The organism is Microcoleus sp. B4-D4 (assembly GCF_036705185.1).
Classification (GTDB): Bacteria; Cyanobacteriota; Cyanobacteriia; order Cyanobacteriales; family Microcoleaceae; genus Microcoleus.
Map to the genome: position 1 here is coordinate 1,192 of NZ_JAUBTX010000064.1, position 12,941 is coordinate 14,132.

Here is a 12,941-nt window from a genome sequence, read left to right on the forward strand (position 1 = left end):
GAGACTCAAAATAATTTGGCGGCTGCCTACATCAACAGAATCAGAGGCGAAAAAGCCGAGAATCTAGAAATGGCGATTTCTGTTTATCAAAAAGTTTTGTTAGTTCGTACCCTTGAGGTATTTCCTCAAGATTGGGCTGAGACTCAAAATAATTTGGCGGCTGCCTACATCAACAGAATCAGAGGCGAAAAAGCCGAGAATCTAGAAATGGCGATCGCCGGTTTTCAAGCAGCTTTGTCAGTTCGCACCTGCGAGGCATTTCCTCAACAATGGGCAAGAACTCAAAGTAATTTGGCGGGTGCCTACCACAACAGAATCAGAGGCGAAAAAGCGGATAATCTAGAAATGGCGATCGCCACTTCTCAGGCAGCATTATCAGTTTACACCCGCGAGGCATTTCCCATAAATCATGCTGGAACCTTATTTAATCTCGGACTTGCCTACCAGGATAATTCTCAACTCTCAGAAGCTTATAATACTTTTAATACCGCGATTGAGACAGTAGAATCAATGCGGAGTGAAATCATTATCGGCGGCGAAGCTGACAGACAAAAATTAGCTGAAGAATGGAATAAACTTTATGAGGTCATGGTAGAAGTTTGCCTAGAAATGGAAAACACCACCGCCGCCCTAGAATACATCGAACGCAGCAAAACCAGAAACCTAGTAGAATTGTTTCACAATGCCCGCAGCCTCCCGCAAAATGCACAGCGGATTAGTTTTCAGGAAATTCGCAGTCTTTTAGGTGAAGATGAGGCTATTTTGGAATGGTACATCACGTTTAACGGCTTTAAAGTTTTTATTATTACCCGCGATTCCACTCAACCCGATATCTGGCACTCTTCAGATCAAGACTTGGAAGCATTACACAAGTTTGTGGCGGAATATATTGTTTACTACATCTATCAACCTGACTACTGGAAAAAACAGCTAGAAACCCGCCTGGAAAAATTAGCTAAAATCTTGCACATCGATCAAATAATTTCTCACCTCCCGGAAAACTGCCTGCGATTGATATTAGTTCCCTTCCGATATTTGCACTTATTACCGCTTCACGCGTTAACCAGCCGAAGACTAAAGCAAAATACAGAAGAAACTGCAAGTTTCCTAGAACTTTTTCCAGGCGGCGTGAGATATACTCCCAGTTGTCAGCTATTACAATTATCTCAGCGGGTAAATCCGACTGGGGAAGAGTCATCACCCACAAGATTATTTGCCATTCAAAACCCGACAGAAGATTTAGACTTCACCGATATCGAAGTTGAAGCAATTGCCAAATCCTTTAATCCGGCGGAAGTTTTGATTCGGGAAAAGGCAAGTAAGACAGGATTGCAGCAACAGCTTGAAGCATTGCAGAATGCCGACATCGCCCACTTTTCCTGTCACGGCTTTTTCGACTTTTCCAATCCCCGAAAATCAGCTTTAATCTTAGCTGGGGCGAAAATTACCCCCGATAACGTTAACTCGGAGGAAAAAAGTTATATTCGTTCTCGCCGAGGCGAAACCTTCGACATCGCCGAATGTCTGACGCTGGAAGAAATCTTTGATTTGCGGCTGAATAAGTGCAGTTTAGTTACGCTTTCCGCCTGCGAAACTGGGTTAACGGATATTAAAGATAGCACTGATGAGTATATCGGATTGCCTAGCGGTTTTTTCTATGCCGGGGCGACGAGTGTGATTAGCACTTTGTGGGCTGTCAATGATGTATCTACGGCGATTTTGATGATAAAGTTTTATGAGATTTTATTGTCTGAAACTCGCCCGCCTGTGGCTATTGCTTTGCGGGAGTCTCAGTTGTGGCTAAAGGAGGCAACAGTGCAAGATTTGGTAGATTGGGTTGCAAGTTGTAAATTAATTTCAGATGAAAGGAAAGAGGAAATGCAAAATTCTATTGAATTTGGTCAAAGACCCGAAAACAAACGTTACCAATCTCCCCACTTCTGGGCGGCTTTTTGTGCGATTGGGCAATAGATTCGTCGGACAAACCATTAATTTTTGTATGAAACGGCATTGCCGTGTCTTTGCCATTTAACAATGCAATGTCCCGACCATTTAACTATTTCGTCACACCGCAATCAGGACACGGCAATGCCGTTTCCCTACCATTTAACAATGCAATTTCCCGATCATTTGACAATTTCGTCACACGGCAATCAGGACATGGCATTGCCGTGTCGTTTGCGAATATGGTAAAATGACAAAATCATAAATTACCAGACATAAATTAAGCCATGAAACCCGAAAAAATCATTAATTCATTTCTAGTAGTCTTGAAAACCAGTCCCAATTTATTTTCCGAAGCAGCCACAGAAGCATTAAAGACCCTTGAGAACGATATTGCGGCTGCCGAAAATGAATCAAATCAAGCAATTTCTAAAATACTCAGCAATTGGTGTATCGACTATCCCGAAATTACACAAGCATTGGAAGCCGTCGCCACCAGGGGCAAGGCTATCCCTAAAGCCAGTCAACCGCAAGGAGACGAAAATATTTCAGAAAATCACTTTCCCCGCCTATTCCCACGGCTGCTAGAATCTTTAGAAAATCGGATAAATTCTGAGAAGCCTGAAAATTAATGAGTGAAATTGAAAAAGTTTTAAATCCTAATGTCTACGCTTTTGCCTTTCACCTAATCGGCGACGCTAGCGGCAGAGATAATCCCCTCTGGAATTGGGGCGATGATTTTTTAGAAAGCTTTACATCCCAAAAACTCAAACCCAATCTCAAATTTTCCGAACAATCATCTAATTTCTCGGTTGATTTGTTGCGAGACATCAGCTTAAATTTTAATTCTCAAGTCAGCTACAATGAAACAAAATTAGAGGTCAGCGGATTTGCTCTTCCCATTAAAATAGGAGACAGCTATGCCCTCTGGTTGAATGTCGGTTTCCCTGATAGTTTTGTAGAGGAAGTTTCCCCGCAATGGCTGAGTACATTTAACCCCGAAAATTTATTAGGAATCGTTACCGGGGAAGAGTTTCTAGGTGAAACAATTCTAATTACTGCTAAATTAACCCCGCAACCACAATCACCAAGTCTCGAAACCCTCAAATCTTTAGCTGACAAATGCTGTAATGCTTTACTTCCCGAAAAATATCGCCCTCCTTTTAACCGCGCTGGCGAGTTATTTGGGAGCCAGATTTTTGAGTACGGTTTAATCAAGCAAACTGCTAATTATCGGCACTTGCTTGTCTGGTTTCCCAACAGCGAAGCATCCGAAGATAAGCTTGGTACTTACCAGCGGGAAATACTAGATTTGTTTTACTACCGCAATAAAATCATTAAAGCCTTTCACAACAGCAGGCAAATTCACCGCATACTGTTTGATTTTTACGGACAAGTGGAGGATAACGTTAATAGGTTGCAGCAGCGAATAGATGAACTAGACAGCGCCTTGACTACCGAAAATTTACAGGAATTTAAGGACGAGCTGAAAAAGCTACTGAAAACAGCACTGACTTACACTCAAGGGCTGACAAAATTAGAAGATTACGGCAATACAATTGCGATCAACCTTAACAATTACAATGAGAAATTAGACCAAATCTATGCTAAAGTAGAAAACGATGAAAAAAAACTATCTATATTAAATCAGTTCAGTAGAAAAACTGCTCCATATATGCGATCGCAAATAGCAGGCGACTTAGGATATTTCCGACACGGCACAGGCTTAATCGAACAGGCGATCGCCTCAATCCGAGGGATAGTAGAAATAGAACAAGCCCGGAGCGATCGCGCCAACCAAATCGAACTCCGCAAGAGCGAATTAGCAGAGAAAAGCCGAGACGATCGACTAGAAAGCACTGTACAGGCGATCGGCGTCGGTTTAGCAGCCGGAGGAATTGCAGCATCAAGCGGCACAGACAAACTCTTCCAGACGCTGCAACAAAACCACGTCCCCGCACCTTTAATCCTGTGGCATCCCTTTGTATTTTCCTTTGTTTTGAGTTGCGCGATCGCCTTTGGATCGGCTGCGATCGTCTGGTGGCGCACTCGACCAAAGAATTAGCCATTAACCATTAGTCCGCTTGGAGTGGACTTCGTTTGTGTGCCCCTAAACTCAGCAATTTCAATCGCCCATTCCTACAAAAAAATCCGACACCGACAACTCATAAAAAATTGTCGGTGTCGGGCGCAAATTCAACAAATTACCAGCAAAAGTTTAGGATTTTTTGCCTAAAATTTGTTCTTTCAAGGCTTGAATTTCTTGGCCTAATTGTTGTCGGTTGGAAGAGCGCAACAAATAGCGGTAGACAAACCATGCGGTGTATCCGATACCGATTAGCTCAAATGTGGGTGCTAGCAGGGGGATGTCATTGAGTTCGTCTACTATGCCCAAAAGCACTTTCAAAGAAACAATCGAGGCTAAAATTACACCGACAACTGTCAGGGGGCTTTTGTACTGCTCGTAAAAGCTACCGATGTAAGCGGGAAACTCCGACAAAATTGAGATAATTTGTTCTTTGATCTGCTGGGCCTGACTTGGCGGTTCTTCGGTAATTATGACTTGTGTGGTACCGCTCGAACTGTCTGCTTCATTTTCAGCAGGAATTTCGGTGATGATAATTGTTTTTTCTGGTTCGTTTGATGAAGTCATTTCTCCACTCGCAATAGTTTTTTGCTGGTTGGCGGCAGGTATTTCAACTGCTGCTGCGACTGTTTCAAGAGCCGGTATTTCGACTGCTGCAACCTCCCCGTCGGTTGGTTCTAGAGCCGACACTTCGCCTGTTTCTGAAGTCGGTATTTCGACTGCTGTAACTTCCGCCGCCTCTGCTTCAGGAGCCGATATTTCGACTGCTGAAACCTCTGGTGCTGAAGTCGGTATTTCGGCTGGTGAAACTTCCGCTGCTGGGTGTTGTGCGACAGAAGTTTCGGCGACTGTTTCTGCGTTTGGTTGTTCTGGGGCAGGAGTTTCGGCCGCGACACCAACAAGCGGCAAATTCAAGTTGCTAATAGCCTCTTGCAAGCGGGTTTTAGCCGTCCCCCGCTGGTGAATGATTACCCAAGATTCTATCAGGTCGGGGCCGTGCATTGCACCTGTCAGAGCTGCTCTGAGCGATCGCATAATTAGCCCTTTGTTCAGATTTTTCTCTTTACTGAGCTTTTTAGTGATTTTCTGAGCTTCGGCTGACTGCAGGGTGGCATGACTTTCCAGAACTTCTAGAACTGCTTGTAAAGCCTCTGCAGCCCCTGGCTGCTGCAACTGTGCGAGTGCTTCTTCTTCGTATTCCACAGTGGGAGAGAAGAACAACTTGCACATATCGACAGCATCGGTTAAGCGAACGAGACTAGGGCCGATTAAAGCAGCTATTTGTTCGAGCCAGGGGCGGTCTGCCTCGGTGTCAAACTCATAACCGGCTTTCTGCCAATAAGGTATCAGCAAATCTGTCAATTGCGGTACTGGCATTTTGTGGAGATATTGACTGTTGAGCCAGTTGAGTTTGTCCCAGTCAAATTTTGCACCAGCTTTGTTGACTCGATAAAATGTAAATAATTCTGCAGCTTCGGACAGTGTAAATATTTCCTGCGTTGAATCCGGCGGAGTCCAACCGAGCAAAGTCATGTAATTGACTAAAGCTTCGGGGAGGTAGCCCATATCTTTGAAGTCAGAAATCGAGGTTACGCCGTCGCGTTTAGAAAGCTTTTGCCCTTGGGAGTTTAAAATCAGCGGCGTGTGGGCAAATTCTGGGATTGTCGCGCCCAAAGCTTCGTAGAGCAATATTTGTTTGGGAGTATTGCCGATGTGATCTTCGCCGCGGATGACGTGGGTGATGGCCATGTCGATGTCATCGACAACTACGGCGAGGTTGTAGAGTGGTTGGCCGATGACGCCGCCGCTGGATGCCCTGGCAATTACCATGTCGCCGCCGAGGTCGCTACCTTTCCAGGTTACGGTGTCGCGCACCATGTCGTTCCAAGAAATTGTGCGATCGTCGTCGATGATAAACCGAACCACAGCTTGTCGCCCTTCGCCTTCAAAAGCTGCGCGCTCTTTGCTTGTCAAGTTGCGGTGGCGGTTGTCGTAGCGGGGGGCTTGTTTGTTGGCTTTTTGTGCTTCCCGCATTTCGTCGAGTTCTTCCGACGTGGTGTAGCAGCGATAGGCGAGTCCATTGTCTAGAAGGGTTTGGACTGCTTGGCGGTATATTTCCAGACGCTCGGACTGAAAACTCGGGCCTTCGTCCCACTCCATACCCAGCCATGTGAGTCCTTCGAGGATGTTATCGGTGTATTCGCTTTTAGAACGTTCTACGTCTGTGTCTTCTACCCGCAGGATGAATTGGCCGCCTTGGTTGCGGGCAAACAGCCAGTTAAATACGGCGGTTCTGGCGGTACCGATGTGTAGGTTTCCGGTGGGACTGGGGGCTAGACGGACTCTGACATTCATGTATATTTTTGCTTTTAGATTGGGGTTGATTTGCTGGTTGGGGGAATCGCGGATGTTTGAGATTTTAAAATTTTATTATATTTTGTTGCCGAATTAACAGTTGTGCTTGGCAGGTGCTTGGCCTGGAATTGTTTGATATTCGACTGTCGGCGAAAGTCTCCGGCAACTCGGCAAAGGGCATCTTGATGATATTAGCATTGCGGGCGGCCAAGACTGAATTCACCTTTGGGACTATTTTCAAAGCACAAATAATAAATGTCGTAGGGCTACCAGAAAATTCTTGTAAAATGTTTGGGTGCGATCGCTCTTAAAACATATTTCCCTATGTCTGCTGCTAAAACCGAGTTTTCCGAATCTGTTGAGGTTAAGCCCTCTTGGCAAATCGAGTTGCTGTACGACGCTGAATGCCCGCTGTGCGTGCGAGAGGTGAATTTTTTGAAGAAACGGGATGCAGGGCGAGGTTTGGTGTCGTTTGTGGATATCGCGGAGGATGGCTACAACCCGGAAGCCCACGGCGGAGTTGACTACGAAACGGCAATGGGGCGGATTCACGCGGTGTTACCCGACGGTACGACGGTTAAAAATGTGGAGGTTTTTCGCCGTATTTATGAGATTTTGGGAATGGGATGGATTTATGCTGTTACTAAGTTGCCGGTGATTGGGGCGATCGCTAATTGGCTGTACGGAATTTGGGCAGATTGGCGGCTGAGGTTGACCCGAAGGCAGGATTTAGCAAGTATTATGAGCGATCGAACTGCGCGGGTTGAGTGCGAAGTTCAAGGCCGCTGCCGTTCTAACTGAAAATGAGTCATATTGAGTAAGTGCGATATTAGTAAGTGCGATCGACCGATTTGCAGATTTCAGCAGGAACCAACTGCAACTAACATTAAAGATTAATTGATCGAAAGCAGGTAAAAACAATGCAAGATGCAGGATATACAGTCTTCATGGGCTTTGGCGGCCTCTGGGTAGTCATGGGAATTATCGCTGTGATTGTCCTGTTCAAATCGGACGGCCAAAAGGTGAGGTTTGGCAAATGGGGATTGTTGGTTGCTATTCCGATCCTAGTGCCGATCGTCCTGGTTTTGACATATCAGATAGCCCGCCCATTTATTATCCAACACTTTTGAGGGCTGCTGGAAGCCGATCGTCCGTGGGAGAAAGCAATTAGTTCAATTCAGTTAAATATTATTGCTCATTTTCGGGCGATCGCAACTGCTCCCTTACCCATTGACGCAAAGACCGAATTATGGCATTATCATCCTGAGTTTCTGCCATCTGCAAAAATTGATTGAGCATTGCGACAGAAAGGATGGGAAATGTCGGACTGCGATCGCAGGTAATATATTCCCGATTTTGCAATTGATAAATTTGTACAGTTTGTGCCCGATACCGCCAAACTTCAGGAATTTCTAGCTGTCTGTAAACTACAAACCGATTAGATGAAGGACTGGTAATATCAACTTCAATCACCAAGTCTGGCGGAGGATCGGTTGAGATGTCAAGCCTTCTCCCTAGAATGCGATCGACATTTTGGATATAAAAACACGAATCTGGTTCTGCACCTTGTTTTAAATCTTCACGGTTGAGAGTCGTAGAACCAAATCCCTTAATTTTCAAGTCCAACTCTTCAGTCAAAGCTGTAACAATCCGTTTTAGCAAGCAGTTAACAGTTTCATGCAAGTCTGATGGCATGATAATTTCTAAGACTCCTTGAGAATACGAAAATCGCGAAGACCTCTTGTCTCCCGCTTCTGCTAATAAGCTTTCGTAAGTCTGCCAACTGATATTAGATAATACTACCCGTTGTGTAGTTGTTTCCGGTGACGGCTTAATGGGCGTAACGAGCATATTTTCCCACTCCTTAATCATCTCTGGCTATCTAAAGAGCATAAGATTCGCAGTCAGGACTTTAGTCATTTTTTCTCCGCAGGAGCAATGAAGCCCTGACTACAAACAAACTCTATTTAGAAAGAGATTTATGAAAGGTTTAAACTTTCTATTTACGAGAGAACGGGACAGACGGGGCTCGAACCCGCAACTTCCGCCGTGACAGGGCGGTGCTCTAACCAATTGAACTACTGTCCCTCGTTTTGCCTTTTCTTCAGGCACAATTTCTATTATGCCTATAACTTCACCTTTTGTCAAGAGGTTTTTTGAACTTTTATTTGGAAGCCCAAAATCTGAGTCTCTTGTAGGGGACTGAAGTTGTTGTCGCTGACCAAAATCAGACCTCTGCTACCATCTGCCAACTCCGGGCCGAATGTCAACCCCTCAATGTTGTCTAGGGGAATTTTTAGGGTTTCCAAATCCAGCAACAGCCGTTTTTGAGCGGGAGAAACCTCGCCCCGACTGCTTTTGAGGCTTTCGAGCGTTTCAATGCGATCGGCCTTTTCCAAAGAAACCTCAAATAGCCTAACAGTAACGCCGGTTTCCAGGGAGAAAGCACGCTCTAAACTCAGCAAGCGCTTGTCGTCGATCGCCAACAAATCCGCTAAACCGTTGGTAGTGAATTTTCCCACAGGATTTGCACCAGGGGGTAGCGGTTCGGTGATGTAGGCAAAGGAGGCATCTGGATTGCCGCTTAACGCATCGTAGCGCAGAATCCGGCACGGGCTGCCTTTTTCCAAGGAAGGCACGGCGCCATCCTGTACCATAGCGTTTTCGGTGGCGGTGAATAGATATTGGCGATCGGGCGTTAAAGTTAAACTTTCAAACGATCGATTGTTGCGGATGCCTTTAGTGCCTTTGTCATCGGGCAAAAATAGATCGGGAATTGGCAGCGTTTTGAGCAGTTTACCGTCGAGGGAGAATTCTTTGATGAAAGGATTGATTTGGCGATCGACATCTCCCTCCGAAGAAACAAACACGCTATTGCCCGTAAAAGTTATCCCTTCTAGATCTAAACTTAAACTCGGAAAACTTTCGCCCTTTTCATCTAATAAAGTAGTGACACCAGTAAACTCAATGTTGTCTTTTTCCAATTTACCCAATTTCAAGTTTATTTTGAGAGAATAAAAGCGAGCCGGAGCCTTGCTGCTGCGGTCATCCGAAATGGCATAATAAACTTGTTTTTCGGCATCGTAAGTAATCCCCGAAAGTCCGCCAATCTCCGTCCCTTGAAACGGAGAACCAGTAGGAAATATTGCTCTGCCAATAAAATCTATTTTGGTAAGGGCGAAAGATTGGACTGACAAATTTATCAAAATTGCCACAGTTGCTGCTATCAAAAAAAAGGAAATAAATATAATTATTTTTGCTGACTTTCGCATCTTACTATCTTCTTCTCTTTCTGACTTCGCGCCCTTTGCGCCTTCGCGGTTCGTTTAATCATAAAATCACTGTTTCTGATTCAGCAAAAAATTAGTCAACCAATCTTTAACCACATAAGTAGCACGACAGTCGTCCTCATTGTAGCGGACGATCGCCTCCAAGATCGATCGATCGCCAGTTTTGAGCCAATCATCGTACCAACAGACACACTGAGCCCCATTAGCCTTAGCATCCCGCCAGTCAAAACCCAACCAACGGGCGATGGGTTTTAGCGCATAACTTTCCACCGGCATAATCGCCTGCTGCGTCACTTGTTTGTGAATATCTACAAACCGTTTCAGCACTGGTTTCCACAAATAAGCTGGAGTATTGTAAAGTTTAGCTAGCCGTTTAAAAGTCTTGACTTCGTAATCGCAAAAGTGGAAAATCGGAGCAATAGGATAAGCCCACATTAATTCTAAAAATTGCTCCCAAATTGCACCTTCCTCTGCTGCTGATTCTGCCAGAAAACCGTGGAATTTTTCAGTTTTGTTGTACCTATCGACAACTAAGACTCCGTGGAGATAATCTAAATTCATCTCCGGTTCCGCTTCAATGTCAAAATAGAGTTCGATTGGGGCGATCGGCAAAAACACCGATTGAGAATAAGGAATTGGCTTGCTGCGAAGAATTGGCGCAGGCTTGGAAGGTGCAGCAGATTTATTTTCTGTAGTTTTGACAGCCTCAATATTAGCTATTACTAAACGATTTTTTCCATTTTGCGGTATTATTATACACTGATTAACCGCAGCCACAACCGAACCGACATCCGATACATCCGCTACAAAATCCGCTGCCGAACTTCCTTCTTCCCGCAACAGCGGTTGATTTAACAAATGAGATTGAGCTTGTCGCACCACATCAAAAGCAACTCGGTCGGGAAATTCTGGATAATCTGCCAGCAATTCGGAACTAGCATTAGCGAGAGATTCTACATCGGTAATTTCGAGAGTTTTTAGTCTAGCATAGCGGCCAGCAGTAACTCCGGGTAATAGCGAAAGATGTTTAATAGATTCTGCTTCCCCATGACAAGTAGTATACCAACCGCAAAGATTGCATTTTTGGCGGGAAATGAACACTTCTGGTTTATCCCGATTTTCTATCATCTGAATGCAGTGATCTAATATCTCGAACATCTGAGGATTTCGCTGATCGAGATTCACTTCCCAAAACCCTTTTTTTCGCAGCATCAGCCACGCAGAATCGGGGATTTTCCCCTGCACGGTAGCTAATATTCGGGCGTGAAAAGCTGCAATAATTTGATAGTCTAGTTTTGGTCGCTTGCTGAGCCAAATATCGGCAGTAACGTAACTCCAATCGCCAAATTTGGATTGTCCTGGCTGTTTGATTAATAAATGCGGGCGGCTGACGAGGGTAATATTTGAAGACTGCGGAGTGGAGGATGAAAGATGAATATTAGTTTGCGAAACTTCCCCCATATCTGAGAAATATTGACCGTCAATTCCTACCAGAGAAGTTAATTTACCGTTGGTTTGGCCCAATTCGCCTTGGATTAGAACTCCTCGGTAAATGCGATCGACTCCTTGCTGCATTAAACTCAATGTAGCGATCGCGCCAGCTTCCCAATCCCCTCTAGGATATGATGGTTGTTGGTAAGTCTCGTGTTCCAAAACCTGCTGCTGGTATGCGGCGCTGTCGCGCATCAGTTTCAGCAAAAAGTCGCTGGGGGGATCTAGTTGTTTCCAGTCTCCGCAGGTGTCTAAAAACGCTCGGAGATTGCATCGTTGATAGGAAAGTAGCAGTTTGTCAGTTATTAACATTTAGTATTCGCAAGGGCATAGAGTATTAGGGAAAAGGTATAGAACTCACGGGTTCAGTTGTAGTTCATTGCCAAAAAACAATATAGTATTGTAGGGGCGGGTTTAGCTAAAAATCTATAGTAGCAGCCTGTTGATCGAGGCAAAACAAGCCCAACCCATCGAATGTTTATTTGTTCCCACCTACTTATTCAATATTAACGCTATCAATAATTCCCCAGAAAAAATGACAAAGGACAATCACCGACAACAATTTCCAGCTTTGGCCAATAAAGCTTATTTTAACTACGGCGGACAAGGGCCGTTGCCTGAGTCTGCTTTACAGGCGATTTATGAGGCTTACAAGCGGGTGCAGCTTGGGGGGCCGTTTTCGGGGGAGGTGGGGGCTTGGGTGGTTCAGGAGGCGATGCTGACGCGACGGGCGATCGCATCTGAGTTGGCCGTACCTGCTGAAACCATCGCCCTGACTGAGGATGTCACCGTGGGCTGCAATATTGCGCTGTGGGGCATTGATTGGAAAGCCGGCGACCATTTGCTGCTTTCTGATTGCGAACATCCGGGCATTGTAGCTAGTGTAATGGAACTTCAGCGCCGTTTCAACATTGAGGTTTCGTTTTGTCCGCTGGCGGCAACTTTGAATGAAGGATCTCCAGTACAGGTAATTGCTGATAGTTTGCAGCCAAATACTCGGTTGTTGGTTATCAGTCACATTTTGTGGAATACTGGTCAAGTTTTGCCTCTGACTGAGATTGTGAATGTCTGCCATCGAGGTTATGAACCCCCCCTAACCTCCCCTTATCAAGGGGGGAGACAAGAGGGTTTATCTGTGAATAATAACAAAGTGATGGTGTTAGTTGATGCGGCTCAATCTGTGGGGGTTTTACCTTTGGATTTGATTGAGTCTGGGGTGGATTTTTATGCTTTTACCGGTCATAAATGGTGGTGTGGCCCGGAGGGTTTGGGCGGGCTTTATGTGAGTGCGGCGGCTTTAACAGATTTGCATCCGGTGTTTATCGGTTGGCGGGGAATTGTCACTGATTCTAATGCTAAAGTTCTGGGGTGGAAGGCTGGATCGCAGCGCTACGAGATTGCGACTTCGGCTTATCCTTTGTATGCGGGTTTGCGAAGTGCGATCGCCCTTCAGCATGAATGGGGAACTGTTGAGGAAAGGTATGCAGAAATTTGCCGTTTGAGTAAGTATCTCTGGGAATGTTTGTCGGAACTAAGTCATGTAGAATGTTTGCGAACATCTGCACCGGAAGCTGGTTTAGTTTCGTTTCGATTGACTAATGGGATGCCGCACAACCAGTTGGTTGGTTTATTGGAAAAGCAGGGAATTATGGTGCGGAGAATTCTGAATCCCGACTGCGTGCGGGCTTGCGTTCACTATTTTACCACTGAGGCGGAGATTGATCGGTTGGTTGGGGCGATCGCCATAGCGAAGTTTTCATTTGAGTAAAACTTTA

General features: G+C 45.2%; 10 protein-coding genes, 1 tRNA gene and 1 pseudogene. 6 read left to right on the plus strand and 6 right to left on the minus strand.

Going from position 1 to position 12,941, the window contains the following annotated elements; genetic code table 11:
• From QUB13_RS27715 to QUB13_RS27725, 3 genes are all read left to right on the plus strand, one after another.
• The coding region (locus tag QUB13_RS27715) for a CHAT domain-containing protein (protein WP_333387608.1) at positions 1 to 1,971 on the plus strand (1,971 nt) is incomplete at its 5' end.
• Between the two features lie 260 nt (positions 1,972 to 2,231).
• The gene (locus QUB13_RS27720) at positions 2,232 to 2,576 is read left to right on the plus strand and encodes a hypothetical protein (RefSeq protein ID WP_333387611.1); all 345 of its coding nucleotides are present in this window, start codon (positions 2,232 to 2,234) and stop codon (positions 2,574 to 2,576) included.
• On the plus strand, positions 2,576 to 4,009 hold the full coding sequence (locus QUB13_RS27725) for a hypothetical protein (protein WP_333387614.1): 1,434 nt from the start codon (positions 2,576 to 2,578) through the stop codon (positions 4,007 to 4,009). Before QUB13_RS27720 ends, QUB13_RS27725 begins: the two co-directional genes overlap by 1 nt.
• A 153-nt stretch (positions 4,010 to 4,162) precedes the next feature.
• Here QUB13_RS27725 and QUB13_RS27730 read toward each other — a convergent pair whose 3' ends face one another.
• Entirely contained in the window at positions 4,163 to 4,597 is a 435-nt protein-coding gene (locus QUB13_RS27730) for a CAAD domain-containing protein (protein ID WP_333194839.1), read from the minus strand.
• Positions 4,598 to 4,948: 351 nt separating this feature from the next.
• Positions 4,949 to 6,385 (minus strand): annotated as a pseudogene (gene gltX / locus QUB13_RS27735) (glutamate--tRNA ligase); the annotation flags it as partial.
• Positions 6,386 to 6,709: 324 nt separating this feature from the next.
• Between gltX and QUB13_RS27740 the strand changes: the two are divergent.
• Positions 6,710 to 7,186 carry a thiol-disulfide oxidoreductase DCC family protein gene (locus QUB13_RS27740; protein ID WP_333387617.1) on the plus strand — a complete coding sequence of 159 codons (477 nt, stop codon included), beginning with the start codon at positions 6,710 to 6,712 and terminating at the stop codon, positions 7,184 to 7,186.
• Between the two features lie 119 nt (positions 7,187 to 7,305).
• The gene (locus QUB13_RS27745; RefSeq protein WP_333387620.1) at positions 7,306 to 7,515 is read left to right on the plus strand and encodes a hypothetical protein; all 210 of its coding nucleotides are present in this window, start codon (positions 7,306 to 7,308) and stop codon (positions 7,513 to 7,515) included.
• Between the two features lie 58 nt (positions 7,516 to 7,573).
• On the opposite strand, the gene QUB13_RS27750 is transcribed toward QUB13_RS27745, so the two are convergent.
• The 4 genes from QUB13_RS27750 to QUB13_RS27765 form a co-directional block, all read right to left on the minus strand.
• Entirely contained in the window at positions 7,574 to 8,236 is a 663-nt protein-coding gene (locus QUB13_RS27750; protein ID WP_333387623.1) for a Uma2 family endonuclease, read from the minus strand.
• Between the two features lie 163 nt (positions 8,237 to 8,399).
• Positions 8,400 to 8,473: transfer RNA gene (locus tag QUB13_RS27755), tRNA-Asp, on the minus strand.
• A gap of 56 nt (positions 8,474 to 8,529) precedes the next feature.
• Positions 8,530 to 9,600 carry an esterase-like activity of phytase family protein gene (locus QUB13_RS27760; protein ID WP_333387626.1) on the minus strand — a complete coding sequence of 357 codons (1,071 nt, stop codon included), beginning with the start codon at positions 9,598 to 9,600 and terminating at the stop codon, positions 8,530 to 8,532.
• 123 nt (positions 9,601 to 9,723) lie between these two features.
• Positions 9,724 to 11,478, minus strand: a complete 1,755-nt coding sequence (locus QUB13_RS27765; protein WP_333387629.1) for a TM0106 family RecB-like putative nuclease — start codon at positions 11,476 to 11,478, stop codon at positions 9,724 to 9,726.
• Between the two features lie 223 nt (positions 11,479 to 11,701).
• Between QUB13_RS27765 and QUB13_RS27770 the strand changes: the two genes are divergently transcribed.
• Entirely contained in the window at positions 11,702 to 12,934 is a 1,233-nt protein-coding gene (locus tag QUB13_RS27770) for an aminotransferase class V-fold PLP-dependent enzyme (RefSeq protein WP_333387632.1), read from the plus strand.
• Positions 12,935 to 12,941: the final 7 nt, after the last annotated feature.

What these genes read in the sequence shown, in the direction of transcription:
- QUB13_RS27720 (WP_333387611.1), top strand. Translation starts at nt 2,232, where the DNA reads ATGAAACCCGAAAAAATCATTAATTCATTTCTAGTAGTCTTGAAAACC.
- QUB13_RS27725 (WP_333387614.1), top strand. Translation starts at nt 2,576, where the DNA reads ATGAGTGAAATTGAAAAAGTTTTAAATCCTAATGTCTACGCTTTTGCC.
- QUB13_RS27730 (WP_333194839.1), bottom strand. Translation starts at nt 4,597, where the DNA reads ATGACTTCATCAAACGAACCAGAAAAAACAATTATCATCACCGAAATT.
- QUB13_RS27740 (WP_333387617.1), top strand. Translation starts at nt 6,710, where the DNA reads ATGTCTGCTGCTAAAACCGAGTTTTCCGAATCTGTTGAGGTTAAGCCC.
- QUB13_RS27745 (WP_333387620.1), top strand. Translation starts at nt 7,306, where the DNA reads ATGCAAGATGCAGGATATACAGTCTTCATGGGCTTTGGCGGCCTCTGG.
- QUB13_RS27750 (WP_333387623.1), bottom strand. Translation starts at nt 8,236, where the DNA reads ATGCTCGTTACGCCCATTAAGCCGTCACCGGAAACAACTACACAACGG.
- QUB13_RS27765 (WP_333387629.1), bottom strand. Translation starts at nt 11,478, where the DNA reads ATGTTAATAACTGACAAACTGCTACTTTCCTATCAACGATGCAATCTC.
- QUB13_RS27770 (WP_333387632.1), top strand. Translation starts at nt 11,702, where the DNA reads ATGACAAAGGACAATCACCGACAACAATTTCCAGCTTTGGCCAATAAA.